The following is a 16233-nucleotide window of genomic DNA, read 5'->3' on the forward strand; positions in this document are numbered from 1 at the left end:
GCCTTACAGCCCCCGCGTCAGCGCCGCCGCAAGGTCGGTGCGTTCCCAGCTGAACCCGCCGTCCGCATCCGGCGCGCGGCCGAAATGCCCATAGGCCGCCGTGCGTCGATAGATCGGGCGGTTCAGGTCCAGATGGTCGCGGATGCCCTTGGGCGTCAGGTCCATCGCCGCGCCCACCGCGCGCTCGATCTCGGCGTCCTTGACGGTGCCGGTGCCGAAGGTGTCGGCATAGATCGACAGCGGCGCCGCGACCCCGATCGCATAGCTCAGCTGAATGACGCAGCGTTTCGCCAGCCCGGCGGCGACCACGTTCTTGGCCAGATAGCGCGCGGCGTAGGCGGCCGAGCGGTCCACCTTGGTCGGATCCTTGCCCGAAAACGCGCCGCCGCCGTGCGGGGCCGCGCCCCCGTAGGTGTCCACGATGATCTTGCGCCCGGTCAGCCCGGCGTCCCCGTCCGGCCCGCCGATGACGAACGTGCCGGTCGGGTTGACGTGCCAGACGGTCTCGTCCGTCAGCCAGCCCTCGGGCAGCACCTCGCGGACATAGGGTTCCACCAGGGCGCGGATGTCGTCGCTGGTCTGGGATTCGTGCTTGTGCTGGTGGCTGACCACGATCTGGGTCACGCCGACCGGCTTGCCGTCTCGGTATTTCACCGACAGCTGCGACTTGGCGTCGGGGCCCAGGGTCGGCTGCTCGCCGGATTTGCGCGCATCCGCCAGGCGGCGCAGGATGGCCTGGGCATACTGGATCGGGGCGGGCATCAGTTCGGGCGTGTCGTCCACGGCATAGCCGAACATGATCCCCTGGTCGCCCGCGCCGTCGCGGTCCACCCCTTGGGCGATCTGCGGCGACTGCTGGTGCAGAAAGTTCATCACCTCGCAGGTGTTCCAGTGGAACTTGTCCTGTTCATATCCGATGTCGCGGATCACCTCGCGCGCGATATCGGGGACGCGGGCCATCAGTCCTTCCAGCCGGTCGCGGTCGCTCAGCCCGATCTCGCCCCCGATCAGGACGCGGTTCGTGGTGGCGAAGGTCTCGCAGGCGACGCGCGCGGACGGGTCTTGGGTCAGCAACGCGTCCAGCACCGCGTCCGAGATCTGGTCGCACAATTTGTCGGGATGCCCTTCCGAGACGGACTCGGAGGTGAAGACATAGTTCTGCCGCGGCATGGGGTTGCTCCATTGATATATCGCCGCCACGCCAGGAAGCCGTTGTGACGGTCGCGTGCGGCGACTACGCCAGCGCGGGGCCAGCGTCAACCGCGCGGATCAACCTGTGCGTGTGCGCAGCCTGCGCCAGATCAGCGCGGCCAGCGCCGCCGCCAGCGCGGCCAGAATCGGCGCGTCGCCCCAGCGCCACCACAGCGTGGCCGGCAGCGCGCCCGGCAGAACGGCGTCCAGCGCCCCCGAGGTGCCAAGCGCCAGGCTGCCCCGCAGCCTGCCGCGCGCATCCACCGCCGCCGAGACGCCGGTGTTGGCCGACCGCAGCAGCGGCAGCCCGGACTGGATCGCCCGCAGCCGCGCCTGCGCCAGATGCTGATAGGGGCCGGACAGCGTGCCGAACCAGGCGTCGTTGGTGATCTGCAGCAGCCATTCCGGGCGGCGCCCGGCGTGGCGGGCCAGATCCTGCGGAAAGATCGCCTCATAGCAGATCAGCGGCTGCACCGGCGGCAGACCGGCAAGGTCCAGCACCCGCGGTCCCGGCCCGGCGGCATAGCCGCTGCCGGACTGCGCGGCGAATGCGGTGATGCCGACGCGGGCCAGCGCGTCCCCCCAGGGGATGTATTCGCCGAACGGGACCAGGTGGAACTTGTCATAGACCTGCCCGATGCGGGCGTCGGCGGTGAACTCGGCCAGGCTGTTGAACCACGCCATCCCCTGCGACCGCTGGATGCCGACCAGCGTCGGCGCGCCGGACGCCGCGGCGATCTGGGCCAGCGCCGGTTCGGCCTGATCCAGCAGGAACGGAACCGAGGTTTCGGGCCAGACCACCGCATCCGGCCGCCGCCCGTCCGATGACCCGCCCATAGGGGCCGACGACAGGTCGATCAGCCGCTGATAGAACTGCGGCGCCCAGACGGGATCCCATTTCAGCGTCTGGTCGGCGTCGGGCTGCACCAGCCGGATGACATGGGGCGTGTCGGGGGGCAGCGGCTGGGCCAGCCGCGCAAGGCCCGCCAACCACGCGGCGCCCACCAGCATCGCGGCCAGCACCGTGCCGCGGCGCAGCCCCTGCGTCACCGGCAGGACCGCCGCGGCCATCGTCAGCGCCGACAGCGCCAGCGCGCCGCCCCAGGCCGCGATCTGCGCCGCGGGCGTGTCGATCCAGACATGGCCGGTCAGCGCCCAGGGCAGCCCGGTGAAGATCCAGCCGCGCAGCCAGTCGGACCCGACCAGCAGCACCGCGACCGCCACCGCCCGGCTGGCCGCATCATGCCCCAGCCGGTGGCCCAGCCAGCCCGGCGCGGCCCAGAACAGCCCGCCCCCGAGCGCGGTCAGGGTCAGGGCAAAGGGCGCCATCCAGCCATAGATCTCGGGCTGGACGAGGAATGGCTGCGCGATCCACAGCATGGCGACGGCGAAATGCCCGGTGCCGATGGCAAGGCTGCGCCGCAGGGCCGCGCGCGCGTCCGGGGCGCGCGAGACGCGCCACAGCATCACCGCCATCGCCGCCAGCGTCACCGGCCACAGCCCCCAGGGCGCCTGCCCCAGCGCCGCAGCCGCGCCCGTCAGCAGGTCCAGCGCGAACCGCGCCCAGGCCGGGGGGGCGGGCGCGGTGTCGGGGCCGCGTGACGGCATGATGGAAAACCGCCGCGCCGGTCGCGTCAGGCGCGCGCCGGGGCCGCGTCGGGGTCGGCATGCGCGTCCAGCCCGTCCTCGGTCATCGGCGGTTCGGCGTCACCGCTGTCCGAGGGAGCGGGCTGCTGGACCCCTGCCGTGGCGGGCGTGTCGGGAACGTCATGCGCGTCCAGCCCGTCCTGGGTCATGGGCGGTTCGGCCGGCGCAGCCTGCGGGACGTCCGCATCGGCGGTTGCCGGTGCGTCGGTCGCCTGCGCGGCGGCGTCAGCTGCGGCGTCCGGGGCCGAGGCGGCGTCGCGCAGGGCCTCGGGGGCGGCGGCCTCGCGCTCTTCGGGCAGGGCGTCGGCCGGGGCGGGCGGGGCGACCGCCGGCGCGGCCTCGGCGCTGGCGGCGTCCGGGGCGACGGCTTCGCGTTCCTCGGGCAGGGCAGGGGCCGGTTCGCGCGCGGCGTCGGCCTTGGCCGCGTCCGCTTCGGCCCCGGCGGGCGCATCCTGCGCGGCGTCGGCCTGCGTGGCGTCGGCTTGCGCCGCCTCGGCCTCGGGCGCGGCTTCGACGGGCTTCTTGCGGGCGCGGGTGCGAGTGCGCTTGGGCTTGGCGGGGGCTTCGGCCACAGCCTCGGCCACGGGTTCCGCCGCAACTTCCGCCGCGGCCGGGGTGGCGGCTTCGGCGTGCGCGTCCAGCCCGTCCTGGGTCATCGGCGGGGTGTCGGTCGCGGCCTGTCCGGCCTGCGGGGTCTGCGCCGGTTGCGCCTGCGGCTCGGCCGCGGGTTGAAGCGCCTCGGCGGCCTCGGCCGCACCGATCCGCGCGGCGGTCGCCGCGATCGAGGGGGTGAAGCTGGTCAGCAGGAAATCGGGCACATGCTCGCCCATGCCCATCACCGCCGGGCCACGATCCCGGTCGCGGCCACGGTCGTTGCGGTCACGGTCGTTGCGGTCACCGCGCCGGTCGTTGCGCTCGTCGCCCCGGCGGTCGTTGCGCTCATCGCTGCGGTCGCCCCGTTCGCCCCGGCGGTCATTGCCACGGTCGTTCCCACGCTCGCGGCGTTCGTCGCCGCGGTCCGTGCCGCGCTCTCCGTTGCGCTCGCCGCCACGCTCGGCCTGGCGTTCGGACTGGCGGTCGCCGCGGCGGTCGTCGCGCTCGCGGCGGTCGTCGTCGCGGCGGCGCGGCTCGGGGCGCGCATCCGGGCGCGCCTCGACGCGGGTCTCGGGCTGCTCGGCCAGTTCGGGGACGGCCGCGGCGGGTTCGGCCAGGGGCGCGGCCTCGACCGGCTTGCGCTCGCCGCGCACGCGGCTGCGGGTGCGGCTGGCGGGCGCGCGGCCGCCGCGTTCCGACGGCGGGCGGGGCGCCGACATCGCCGCCTCGGTCAGCGAGAACCCTTCCGGCAGCGGCGCGCGGGGCAGGGTCTGCTTGACCAGATTCTCGATGGCGGCCAGATACTTGTCGTCGGCCGGCGTGGCGATGGAAATGGCGGTGCCGGTGCGCCCGGCGCGGCCCGTCCGGCCGATGCGGTGGACGTAATCCTCGGCATGGCTGGGCAGGTCGAAGTTGAACACATGGCTGACCGCCGGGATGTCCAGCCCCCGCGCCGCCACGTCCGACGCGATCAGGAACCGCAGCGCGCCTTCGCGGAAGCCGTCCAGCGTGGCCATGCGCTGGCGCTGTTCCAGGTCGCCGTGGATGGGCGCCGCGTCATAACCATGCGCCTTCAGCGACTTGGCGACGATGTCCACCTCGGTCTTGCGGTTGCAGAAGATGATGGCGTTCTTCAGCCCGCCCGTCTCGGATTCCGGGCCCTCGGCGTCGATCAGCGCGCGCAGCAGCTCGCGTTTCTGCTTGGCGGACTGGTCCTTGCGGGTCGGCGTGATCTCGACCAGCTTTTGCACGATCGTCTCGCTGGTGGTGGCCTGGCGCGCGACCTCGATCCGCTCGGGGTTGTGCAGGAAGGTGTTGGTGATGCGCTCGATCTCGGGCGCCATCGTGGCGCTGAAGAACAGCGTCTGGCGGGTCAGCGGCGGGGTCAGCTGGAAGATCCGCTCGATATCCGGGATGAACCCCATGTCCAGCATCCGGTCGGCCTCGTCCACGACCATGATCTGCACGCCGGTCAGCAGCAGCTTGCCGCGTTCGAAATGGTCCAGCAGGCGGCCGGGCGTCGCGATCAGCACGTCCACGCCGCGGTCGATCAGCTTGTCCTGCTCGCCAAAGGAAACGCCGCCGATCAGCAGCGCCTTGGTCAGGCGGGTGTGTTTCGCATAGGTGTCGAAGTTCTCGGCCACCTGCGCGGCCAGTTCGCGCGTGGGGCACAGCACCAGGCTGCGCGGCATCCGCGCGCGCGCCCGGCCGCGGCCCAGCAGGGTGATCATCGGCAGCACGAAGCCCGCGGTCTTGCCGGTGCCGGTCTGGGCGATGCCCAGCACGTCCCGACCTTCCAGCGCGGGCGGGATCGCCCCGGCCTGGATCGGGGTCGGCGTCTCATAGCCCGCCTCGGCCACGGCCTGCAGCACCTTGGGGTCAAGCTTGAGATCGGAGAATTTTGTCATCAGTAGACTTTCATGAGGAAATGCAGCGGTCCGACGCGCCGGCGCACGGCGCGGTTGCGGGACGCGGCCAACCTCATGCGCCCCTCGGTCGCCCGCCGGATGCGGGCTTGCGGCCCTTAGCGCAAAACTTGCATCCAGTCAACTTGGGCCACGGCCGGGCGGCGGGGAACGCCGCGGTGCGGCGCAGCGAAACGGGGGCGCGGGCATGGCGGTGGACGCCGCCCGATGCCGTGCCGTCCGCCGCGTCCGCCGTGCGCCGATGTTGCGGCGGGGCCTGCACTTCGCTATCCGAACCGGCGACGAAGGGATTTTTCGCATGAACCTGTTTGCCGATATCCGCGTGCTGGTGGTGGATGCGCTGGCCGCGTTGGGCGCCCGCGGCGTGCTGCCCGCCGGGCTGGACCTGTCCGCCGTCGCGGTCGAGCCGCCGCGCGACGCCGCCCACGGCGACATGGCCACCAACGCCGCGATGGTGCTGGCCAAGCCCGCCGGACGCAAGCCGCGCGACATCGCCGAGGCGCTGGCCGCCGAACTGGCCGCCGACCCCCGCATCGCCGCGGCCGAGGTGGCGGGGCCGGGGTTCCTGAACCTGCGCCTTGCCCCCGGTCAGTGGCAGCGGGTGCTGACCGCCGCGCTGGAACAGGGCGCCGACTTCGGCCGCGCCGCCGCGGGTTCGGGCGAGTGCATCAACGTCGAGTTCGTCAGCGCCAACCCGACCGGCCCGATGCATGTGGGACACATGCGCGGCGCGGTGTTCGGCGACGCGCTGGCCAACCTGCTGGCCTTTGCCGGCCACGACGTCACGCGCGAATACTATATCAACGACGGCGGCGCGCAGGTCGATGTGCTGGCGCGTTCCGCCTATGAACGCTATCGCGAGGCGCACGGACTGGACCCGCAGATTGCCGAGGGGCTGTATCCCGGCGACTATCTGATCCCCGTGGGCGAGGCGCTGAAGGCGGAATACGGGCCGACCCTGCTGGACCGGCCCGAATCCGAATGGCTGGCGCCGCTGCGCGAGTTTGCCACCGACCGCATGATGGCCATGATCCGCGAGGATCTGGCCCTGCTGGGCGTGGCGATGGACGTCTATTCGTCCGAAAAGGCGCTGTATGGCACCGGCCGGATCGAATCCGCCATCCGGCGGCTGGATGATGCCGGCCTGATCTATGAGGGCGTGCTGGCGCCCCCAAAGGGCAAACTGCCCGAGGACTGGGAGGCGCGCGAACAGACGCTGTTCCGGTCCACCGCGCATGGCGACGACGTGGACCGCCCGGTGCGCAAGTCGGACGGGTCGTGGACCTATTTCGCGCCCGACATCGCCTATCACTGGGACAAGATCGACCGCGGGTTCGACCAGCTGATCGACATCTTCGGCGCCGACCACGGCGGCTATGTCAAGCGGATGCAGGCGGCGGTTTCGGCCCTGTCGGGCGGGCGGGTGCCGCTGGACGTCAAGCTGATCCAGCTGGTCAAGCTGTGGAAGAACGGCGAGCCGTTCAAGATGTCCAAGCGCGCGGGCACCTTCGTCACGCTGCGCGACGTGGTGGAACAGGCGGGGCGGGACGTCACGCGGTTCCACATGCTGACGCGCAAGAACGACGCGGCGCTGGATTTCGACTTTGACCGCGTTCTGGAACAGTCCAAGGACAACCCGGTCTGGTATGTGCAATATGCCAGCGCCCGGACCCATTCGGTGCTGCGCCGCGCGGCCGACATGGGGGTGGACACCTCCGACGCCGCGCTGGCCGGGGCGGATTTGTCGGGACTGGACCATCCGGCGGAACTGGCGCTGGCGCGCAAGATCGCCGAGTGGCCGCGCCAGGTGGACATCGCCGCCCGCGCGCACGAGCCGCATCGCGTGGCCTTCTACCTCTATGATCTTGCGTCCGACCTGCATGCGCTGTGGAATCGCGGCAACGAGGAACCCTCGCTGCGGTTCGTCCAGGATGGTGACCCGACGGCAACAGCGCCGAAAATAGCGCTGGTGCGCGCCGTCAGCGTTGTCATTTCGGCGGGCTTGGGTATCTTGGGCGTCACTCCGGTCCAGGAAATGCGCTGACCAAGGCGTGGCCTGCCGGGGGACGAGAGCGGTCAACGAATAACCGGGCCAACCCGGTGGACAGGCAGGAACATTGCGATGACGGTGCTGGATTTCCGCGCGGGCGGATACGACGGCGCGCGTGGCCGGGCCGGTCACGGCGTTCACGACGAATCCCTCGATGATTTTCTGGCGCATGACTGGCCGGACGAGGCGTGGGACGACGCGCGCCCCGCGGGCGCGCCCGCCCGCATCACCGACCGCGACAGCGTGCTGGGGCGCGTCGCGCGGCTGACGCATTACCTGGGCGCGCTGGTCTCGGTCCTGCTGATGTGCGCGCTGGCGGTCTGGGGCTATCGCCTGGTCGTGCGCGACGTGTCGGGCGTGCCCGTCATCCGCGCGGTCGAAGGCGACGCCCGCATCGCCCCCGACAATCCGGGGGGCGAGCTGAGCGACCGCACCGGCCTTGCCGTCAACGCCGTGGCCGCCGGGACCGGCGCCGCGCCCGTCGAACGGGTGGCCATCGCGCCCGCGCCGACGGCGCTGTCGGGGCAGGACGTGGCAATGGGCGAACTGGGCGCCACGGCGCATGAACCCGCCGCCGCCAGCGACCAGCCGCTGGTCGAGGACGCCGCCGACACCGTCGCGCTGACCGACGCCGAGGCCGCGCGCCTTGCCGCCGATCAGGCCGCAGCCGACACTGCCGCCGACACCGCCGCGCTGGCGCAGGTTCCCGCCGTGGCCCCCGGCGACACCGACGCGCAGCCCGTGGGCGCCGCCGTCACCACCGCCGACGGCCGTCCGGCGCAGGACACCGCCATCACCGCCGCGCTGGCCGAGGCGGGGGCCGTCCCCTCGGTCACCACCGCGAACCGGCCGCTGCCGCGCCCCCGCCGGCTGGCCGCCGCCGCGCCCGCGTCCGACGCAGCCCCGGTTGCGGCGCTGGCGATCGCGCCCGAAAGCGCGCCCGCCGCGGAACCGCCCGCCGCCGCCCGCCCCGCCGCCGGCGCGCCGCTGGTCCAGATCGGGGCGTTCGACAGCAACGCCATCGCGCAGTCGGAGTTCACCCGCGTCTCGGGCCGGTTCGGGGCGCTGTTCTCGGGCAAGGCGCCGGTCGTGCAGGAACATCAGGTCAACGGCCGCACCTTCTATCGCCTGCGGGTGGCCGGGTTCGACAGCCGCGACGACGCCCGCCGCTTTTGCGCCGCGCTGATCGAGGCCGGGACCGACTGCATCCCCGCCGTCGCCAAGTGACCCCGAAGGGCACCGCCCCGCAGGGCGGGGCGCCCGCGTCGGCCACCATCCTGGGGGTCGAGGGGCTGGCGCTGGGACGCGACGAGCGTGCGTTCCTGCGCGACGCCGACCCCTGGGGGTTCATCCTGTTTGCCCGCAACGTGGACACGCCCGCGCAGGTCGCCCGCCTGACGGCCGGGCTGCGCGAGGCGGTCGGCCGCGACGCGCTGGTCATGACCGACCAGGAGGGCGGGCGCGTCCAGCGCCTGCGCTCGCCCCACTGGACCGACTGGCCCGCGGCGATGGACAGCGCCGCCGATGGCGCCCGTGCGGTCCATCTGCGCCACCGCCTGATGGGGCGCGAACTGCGCGCGGTGGGCATCGACGCCAACGCCGCCCCCTGCCTGGACATCGCGGACGACGCGACCCACCCATTCCTGCGCAACCGCTGTTTCGGGACCGACGCCGCGAGTGTGGCCGCGATGGGCCGGGCGGCGGCGGACGGGCTGCTGGCGGCGGGCGTGCTGCCCATCGTCAAGCACATGCCGGGCCACGGGCGCACGCGCGTGGACAGCCACCACGACCTGCCCGTGCTGGACGCCGGACTGGACGACCTGGACGCCACCGATTTCGCGCCGTTCCGGGCGCTGGCCGACCTGCCGCTGGGGATGACGGCGCATATCCGGCTGACGCGGCTGGACGACCGGCCCGCGACAGCCTCGGCCGCCGCGATCGGGCTGATCCGCGACCGCATCGGCTTTGCCGGGCTGCTGATGACCGACGACATCGGCATGAACGCGCTGTCCGGGACGCCCGCGGAACGCACCACTGCGGCCATCGCGGCGGGCTGCGACGTGGTGCTGGCCTGCAACATGACCCGGGCCGAGTTCGCCGCCGTCACCGCCGCGGCCGGGCGCCTTTCCCCGGCGGCGGTGGCGCGGGCCGACGCCGCGCTGGCCCGGCGCGGACCGCCTGATGACGACGAGGACGACGCCCTGCGCGCCAAGCTGGCGGCGCTGACCGGCGACTGAGGCGCCCCCCGGGCGCGCGGCGACTGTGCCGTCAGCGCAGCCAGCCCGCCCGCCCGCCGGTCCGCCAGCCCGCAGGCGCCAGCAGGGCCAGGATCGCCAGCGTCTCGATCCGGCCCGCGACCATCGCGGCCGCCAGCACGGTCTTGGTCAGCACCGACAGCCCCGCCCAGCCCTGCCAGGGTGCGCCGGCGATGCCCGCGCTGCCGTCGAAGACCGCCACCAGGGGGATCGCCTCGGCCAGCTGGCCGGTGTTGGTCAGTGCGGCCACGCTGAGGATCGTTGCCGTCTCGAACGCGACGGGCCGCAGCGAGACCAGCGCCACCGTCAGCCCGATCGACAGCGCGAACAGCATGAAGAAGATGAAGGCGAGATACGCGCCCTCGCCCCGCAGCCGCCGCTGGATGGCGCCGCCGCCCGCGATGGATGCGGGGTGGACGATCTTGTCCAGCTCGCGCCGGCTGTGCATCGCCAGCGCGTGGACGCGCAGCAGCTTGACGCCCCCGGCCGCGGTGGCGACGCCGCCGCCCATGATCGCCAGCCCCGCCAGCATCAGACCGGGCGCGGACAGGCCCGACCAGGCGCGCGCGCCGTCCCAGTGGACCGATGTCCAGCCGGTCGTCGTCAGATAGGACAGCGCGGTGAAGGCCGCGCCCCATGCGGCGGCCGCCGCGCGCGCAAGGCGGCCGGTCAGCGTGTCGGCAGCGGGCAGCGGGTCGCCCGTGGGCGCGACAGCCTCGAACGCGCCAAGGAAGGGGCGCAGGAACAGGACCAGCGTCACCAGCAGGATCAGCCCGGCCGCCATGCGCAGTTCCGGGTCGCCGCGCAGGCGGGGGCTGGCCAGCAATTCGCCGCCGCCGGGCCAGGTGCGGCGCGACAGGGCGAACAGCAGGAACGCCGCGACGATCAGCTCGGCCGCGACGCCGCCGGTCTGGCCCACGGGGCCGGCGCGCGCGGCCACGCCGCTGGTCGACAGCGTGCCCATCGCGCGCACCAGCGCGTGAAAACCGCTGTCGCCCGCCAGCATCAGCCCCAGCCACAGGGCCAGCGTCAGGCCGACATACAGGGGCGCGATGGCCGCGCCCCAGCGCACCAGCCGCAGCGCCGGATCGGCCAGATGCGCGGCATAGTCGCGGCCCGGGCGCAGCTCGGGTCGGGCAGAGGTGTCCTGCAGGCGCTGGAACCGTTCGTCGGCGCCGGTGGAGCGGTCCATGATCTCGAACCCGCCGACCCGCAGGGGGGCCATCAGCGCGATCGCGGCGACCAGGATGAACAGCCCGCCCAGCCATCCGGTCGTCGCGCGCCACAGATGCAGGCTGGGGGCCAGCAGTTCGGCGTCATACAGCGTGGCGCCCGTGGTGGTCAGGCAGGACAGCATCTCCCACCAGGCATGAAACAGCCCGGTGTCGGTCTGCACCGCCGCGAAGGGCACCGCCGCCATCAGCGGCAGCCCGCCATAGACCCCGATCATCGTCATCAGCACCCCGCGCGAGGGCGCGGCGGCGGGCGGCGCCGCGGTCGCCAGCGCCACGATCGCGCCCGCGACCAGGCCGACGGCCGCCGCGCCGGCAAAGATCGCCGCGATGTCGCGGCGCCCGGTGGCCAGGGCATGGATCGCCGGCAGCGCCATCGCGGCCGCCATCACCAGCCCCGCGATGACCAGCACCGGCAGGCGGGCGACGCGGTCCATCAGAACCAGTCGGCCGAGACCTGCAGCAGGCCCTCGACCTCTTGTATGTCGCCGGCCAGCGCAAAGATCAGCACCAGATCGCCCTGGTCCAGCCGCATGTCGGGGCGGGGCTTCAGCACCTGCCCGGCCTTTTCGACCGCGGCCAGCAGCGCGCCGCGCGGCAGCTTGAGGTCGCGCACCGTCGTTCCCGCCAGCGCCGATCCGGCCAGCACCTGCGCCTCGATCAGCTCGGCCTCGGCGTCGCCAAGGGAATAGACGTCGCGGACGCGGCCCCGCCGGACGTGGCGCAGGATGGTGGACACGGTGGCCGCGCGCGGGCTGATCTGCGCGTCGATGCCCAGGTTGGCCGCCAGCGGGATCAGCGAGGGGTCGTTGATCAGCGCGATCACCATGCGCGACCCCGCCTGCCGCGCGCGCACCGCGGCCAGGATGTTGGTGCGGTCGTCCTGCGTCAGCGTCAGCACCACGTCGGCCTGCGGCACGCCCGCCTCGGCCATCAGGTCGGCGGCCATGCCGTCGCCGTTCAGCACGATGGTCCGCCCCAGCAGGTCGGCCGCCGCCTCGGCCCGGGCGCGGTCGCGTTCGATCAGCTTGACGTGCAGGTCGCCCTGCCGTTCCAGCGCCTGCGCCACCGCCACCCCGACATTGCCGCCGCCGATGATGACGACCCGCCGGACGCCGTGGCTGGGCCGGCCGAAGATGTCCAGCGTGCGGTCCACGTCCGGCGTCGCCGCCACGACATAGGCCTGGTCGCCCGGCATCAGCTGGTCGCCGGGTTCCGGCGCGAACAGCCGCGTGCCGCGGCGGACGCCGACCACCACCGCGCGCAGGCCGAAAAACGTCTGGTCCAGCTGGCGCAGCGGCGTGTGCAGCACCGGGCAGTCGGCGGGCAGCGCCAGCCCCAGCATCCGCACCCGCCCGTCCATGAAGGTTTCCGTGTCAAAGGTCGTCGGCGCGTCCAGACGGCTGAGCGTGGCCAGCGCGATTTCCCGTTCCGGGCTGATCAGCACGTCGATCGGCAGGTGCTTGGCGCGGTAAAGATCGGCATAGCGCGGGTCCAGATAGGCCGGCGCGCGCAGCCGGGCGATCTTTCGCGGCACGTCGAACAGCGCGTGCGCGACCTCGCAGGCGACGATGTTGACCTCGTCCGAGGCGGTGGCCGCGATCAGCAGGTCGCAGTCGCGCGCGCCCGCGCGTTCCATCGCGTCGGGGTGGCTGGCGTGGCCGACGATGCCCTGGACGTCCAGCGCCTCGTTAGCCTGCTGGATCAGGCGTTCGTCCTTGTCGATCAGCACGATGTCGTTGCCTTCGCCCGACAGCTGCCGGGCGATCTGCCAGCCGACCTGCCCGGCGCCGCAGATGATGATCCGCATGGGTCTGGCTTTCCTTGTGGGCGGGTTTGCCCGCGCGTCCTGCGGCCGCGTCGTGCCGACAGGCTTAGGCCGGGGGGACCGCCGGGGGCAAGCCGCTTGCGGGAAACGGCGGCGGTGGCGTGGGCCGGCTGCCGTCGCGGCCCGCCGGGTTGGCGCGATCCATCCTGCGGTGGCGTTCCGCCGCTCGCGCCATGCATGGCCCCCGGCGGCGGCAGCGGACGGCGGGGAGGTGGCCACCGAGTCAGCTTTCCCGGAAGGCGCGGGCGAAATAATCGGTCAGCGGGCGCATCAGATAGGCGATGGGGCTGCGTTCGCCGGTCTGGATATAGACTTCGACGGGCATCCCCGGGATCAGGGCCATGTCGCCCAGCTTGGCGCGCTCATCCTCGGGGATGGTCACCTCGGCGCGGTAATACTGCATCTGCGTGGCCTGGTCGACGACGGCATCGGCCGAGACCTGCGCCAGCACGCCCTGGATCTCGGGTGTGGTCCGGCTGGAGAAGGCGGAAAACCGCAGCATCACGTCCTGGCCGGCGCGGACCTCGTCGACGTTGATCGGGGCAAGCCGCGCCGCGATCACCAGCGGCCGGTCCTGCGGGACGATATACAGCACCGGTTCGGCCGCGCGGATGACCGATCGGGGCGTCGTCACCTGCATCTGGTGGACGATGCCCGACACCGGCGCGCGGATATCCAGCCGTGCGATCTGTTCGATCAGGCCGCGGCGGCGCTCGGCCAGTTCCAACTCGCGATAGCCCTGGTCGCGCAGTTCGGTTTCGGCGGTCTCGCGGCGTTCGGCGGCCTGTTTCAGCTTGGTGATGTCGATCTCGGTCAGGCGCGTCTCGCCCTGGGCACGCATCGCGACAGCCTCGCCCCGGCGGCCGTCCAGGCTCGCGGCCTCACGCTCCAGCGCCAGAACGCGGGGGGCCTGGGCCAGGCCCTTGGCCAGCAGGCTGCGCTGGTCGGTCAGTTCGCGGCCGATCAGTTCGCGCTGCGTGGCAAGCGCGGTCGTCTGCGCGTCGATGCCGTCGATCTGCAGGCGGACCTGTTCGGCCTGCTTGTCCAACTGGTCGACCGACTGGGCCAGCGTGTCGCGCCGGGTGTTGAACAGGCTGGTCTGTCCGTCCATCAGCGCCCCCAGTTCCGGCCGTTCGGCGGCGACGTTCCGCAGCTCGTCGGGAAAGGCGATGCTGTCCGCGTCGGCGCGCTCGGCCTCCAGCCGGCCGCGGCGGGCGAGGATCTCGAAATACTGGCCCTCGACGATGGCCAGTTCGGTCTGCAGCAACGTGCCGTCCAGCCGGATCAGCGTGTCGCCTGCGGCGACCCGTTGCCCGTCGCGAACCAGGATCTCGGCCACGACGCCGCCGTCGGGGTGCTGGACGATCTGGCGGTGCTGCTCGACCTCGACCTGGCCGGGGGCGACGACGGCGCCGGCGATGCGCGAAAACACCGACCAGCCGCCGAAGCCGCCGATCAGCAGCAGCATCCCCACCAGACCCAGCCACAGCGCGCCGCGTGCGGGCCAGCGCCCCTCCCGGTCGCCCTGCGCCGCGGCGGGCGCGGGAGCGGCGCTGTCCCCGGGCGCGGGCCGGGGCCGGACCAGCCGCGGCAGGGGGGCGGCCGGATCGACCGTGGCCACCGGCGCGGGGCGCGGGCTGACCTTGCCGGGACGCCCGGGCGGGACCGGGGCGTCGGGTGCAGGGGGGGGCAGGGGGGGGCGTGTCATGTCACGCCCCCGCCCGCGCCCTTGGTGCGGCTGATTTCCTCGGCGTTGCGGACGGTGGATTTCAGCACCTCGTCGCGCGGGCCGAAGGCGCGGCGGATGCCCTGTTCCATGACCAGCAGCAGTTCGCATTCCGCGATGGCCGCGGGGCGGTGCGCCATGATGATGACCGCGCCGCCGCGCGCCTTGATCGCGCGGATGGCGATGTTCAGCGCCTCGGACCCCTCGTTGTCGAGGTTCGAGTTCGGCTCGTCCAGCACGAACAGCACCGGTTCCTGATACAGCGCGCGCGCCAGCCCGACCCGCTGGATCTGGCCGCCCGACAGCCGCGCCCCGGCCTGCGCGATGGGGGTGTCATAGCCCTGCGGCAGGTCCAGGATCATGCGGTGCGCGGCCGCGGCCGTGGCGGCGCGGACCACCGCGTCGGCATCGGGACGCGGCGACAGGCGGGCGATATTCTCGGCGATGGTGCCGTCGAACAGCGTCACCTGCTGGGGCAGATAGCCGATCAGCCGGCCCAGCACGTCGGGGTCGTACTGGTCCAGCGTCGCCCCGTCCAGCCGGATGCTGCCGGCGGCGGGCGGCCATGCCCCGATCAGCGCGCGGGCCAGCGTCGATTTCCCGGCCCCCGACGCGCCGATCACCCCCAGCGCCTGCCCGGGCGCAAGGGTAAAGCTGACGCCGCGCAGGGTGGCGGCGGATTGGCCGGGGGGCACGACCGACAGGTTCGCGACCTCAAGCCTTGCGGCGGGGCGGGGCAGCGGCGTGCGCTGCGGTTCGGGCGGGCGGCGCGTCAGCAGGGCGCCCAGACGGTTCCATCCGTCGGTCGCGCGCTGCACCAGCGACCAGCCGCCGACCACCTGTTCCACCGGCGCCAGCGCCCGACCCATCAGGATCGAGCTTGCGATCATCGCGCCGGGCGTCACCTGCTGGCGCAGGACCAGCCACGCGCCCGCGGCCAGCAGCGCCGATTGCAGGAACAGCCGGAAGGTGCGCGAAAAGACCGAAAACCCCGCGCCCCGGTCGCTGCCCAGCATCGTCGCGTCGGCGGCGCGGTCGCGGGCGTCCCGCCAGCGCGAAAAGCTGGCCTGCCGCATTCCCAGCGCGCCGATCAGCTCGCCCTCGTCGCGGTAGAGGTCGGCGGCGCGGTCGGCCGACTGCCCGGCCACGACCGCGGTCTGCAGCGGCAGGCGCGTCATGCGCTGGTTCAGGAACGTCGTCATCACCAGGATGATGCCGCCGATCACCGCCACGACGCCAAGCACCGGATGAAACAGGAACAGCCCCGCCAGGAACAGCGGCGCCCAGGGCAGGTCGAACAGCGCCATCAGCACCGGCGAGCCGATCAGCTGGCGCACCGATTCAAGGTCGCGCAGGCCGCCCTGGGCCGCGGCCTGCTGGCCGGTCAGCGCGCCTTCCTGCAGGGCGGCCTGGAACACGCGCGATTCCAGCCGGTCCTGGAAACGCATCGCGACGCGGGTCATCACCCGGCTGCGCGCCAGGTCGATGACGCCCATCATGGCGAACAGGAACGCAACGACCCCGAACAGCGCCACCAGCGTCGGCACCGAGCCGCTGCCCAGCACCCGGTCATAGACCTGCATCATGAACAGCGGCCCGGTCAGGTTCAGCAGGTTGACCGCCACGGAAAACAGCGCGACCGCCGCGATCAGGGACGTGTTTCCGCCCCGCGCGGCGCGCAGTTCGGCAAACCCGTCATGGCGCCCCGTCATCGCCGCCATCGTCCCCGCCGTTCCCTGTTGGGCCACCGCCCATGCCGTCCTGCTCGCCGGGCGCGCCCGGCCA

9 protein-coding genes, 1 pseudogene and 1 riboswitch are annotated in these 16233 nt (G+C 72.9%); of the genes and pseudogenes, 3 read left to right on the forward strand and 7 right to left on the reverse strand.

Annotated elements, in window-relative coordinates; genetic code table 11:
• Positions 1–3: 3 nt before the first annotated feature.
• From metK to EPA64_RS01255, 3 genes and pseudogenes are all read right to left on the reverse strand, one after another.
• A complete protein-coding gene (gene metK, locus EPA64_RS01240; protein WP_134724415.1) occupies positions 4–1170 on the reverse strand; it encodes a methionine adenosyltransferase in 1167 nt (388 codons plus the stop codon).
• A gap of 5 nt (positions 1171–1175) precedes the next feature.
• A riboswitch (SAM-SAH riboswitch) is annotated at positions 1176–1224 on the reverse strand.
• A gap of 45 nt (positions 1225–1269) precedes the next feature.
• Complete coding sequence (gene lnt / locus EPA64_RS01245) at positions 1270–2799, reverse strand: apolipoprotein N-acyltransferase (RefSeq protein ID WP_134724416.1); 1530 nt, start codon at positions 2797–2799, stop codon at positions 1270–1272.
• 1112 nt (positions 2800–3911) lie between these two features.
• Positions 3912–5339: pseudogene (locus EPA64_RS01255) on the reverse strand (DEAD/DEAH box helicase); the annotation flags it as partial.
• Between the two features lie 316 nt (positions 5340–5655).
• Here EPA64_RS01255 and argS point away from each other — a divergent pair.
• From argS to nagZ, 3 genes are all read left to right on the forward strand, one after another.
• Positions 5656–7401, forward strand: a complete 1746-nt coding sequence (gene argS / locus EPA64_RS01260; RefSeq protein ID WP_134724417.1) for an arginine--tRNA ligase — start codon at positions 5656–5658, stop codon at positions 7399–7401.
• Between the two features lie 78 nt (positions 7402–7479).
• Positions 7480–8634, forward strand: coding sequence for an SPOR domain-containing protein (locus EPA64_RS01265; RefSeq protein ID WP_134724418.1), 1155 nt, complete (start codon positions 7480–7482; stop codon positions 8632–8634).
• Positions 8631–9644: a beta-N-acetylhexosaminidase gene (nagZ, locus tag EPA64_RS01270; protein WP_134724419.1), complete on the forward strand. Its 1014-nt coding sequence runs from the start codon at positions 8631–8633 to the stop codon at positions 9642–9644. Before EPA64_RS01265 ends, nagZ begins: the two co-directional genes overlap by 4 nt.
• A gap of 31 nt (positions 9645–9675) precedes the next feature.
• Here the strand turns inward: nagZ and EPA64_RS01275 are convergent, their stop codons facing one another.
• From EPA64_RS01275 to EPA64_RS01290, 4 genes are all read right to left on the reverse strand, one after another.
• Positions 9676–11331, reverse strand: a complete 1656-nt coding sequence (locus tag EPA64_RS01275) for a TrkH family potassium uptake protein (protein WP_134724420.1) — start codon at positions 11329–11331, stop codon at positions 9676–9678.
• Positions 11331–12704, reverse strand: a complete 1374-nt coding sequence (gene trkA / locus EPA64_RS01280) for a Trk system potassium transporter TrkA (RefSeq protein ID WP_134724421.1) — start codon at positions 12702–12704, stop codon at positions 11331–11333. The genes EPA64_RS01275 and trkA overlap by 1 nt, the downstream gene beginning before the upstream one ends.
• A gap of 241 nt (positions 12705–12945) precedes the next feature.
• On the reverse strand, positions 12946–14190 hold the full coding sequence (locus tag EPA64_RS01285; protein ID WP_246026579.1) for an HlyD family type I secretion periplasmic adaptor subunit: 1245 nt from the start codon (positions 14188–14190) through the stop codon (positions 12946–12948).
• A 236-nt stretch (positions 14191–14426) separates the two neighbouring features.
• Positions 14427–16169, reverse strand: a complete 1743-nt coding sequence (locus tag EPA64_RS01290; RefSeq protein ID WP_134724423.1) for a type I secretion system permease/ATPase — start codon at positions 16167–16169, stop codon at positions 14427–14429.
• Positions 16170–16233: the final 64 nt, after the last annotated feature.

Origin of the sequence: Paracoccus luteus (genome assembly GCF_004522155.1) — a bacterium.
Taxonomy (GTDB): domain Bacteria; phylum Pseudomonadota; class Alphaproteobacteria; order Rhodobacterales; family Rhodobacteraceae; genus Paracoccus; species Paracoccus luteus.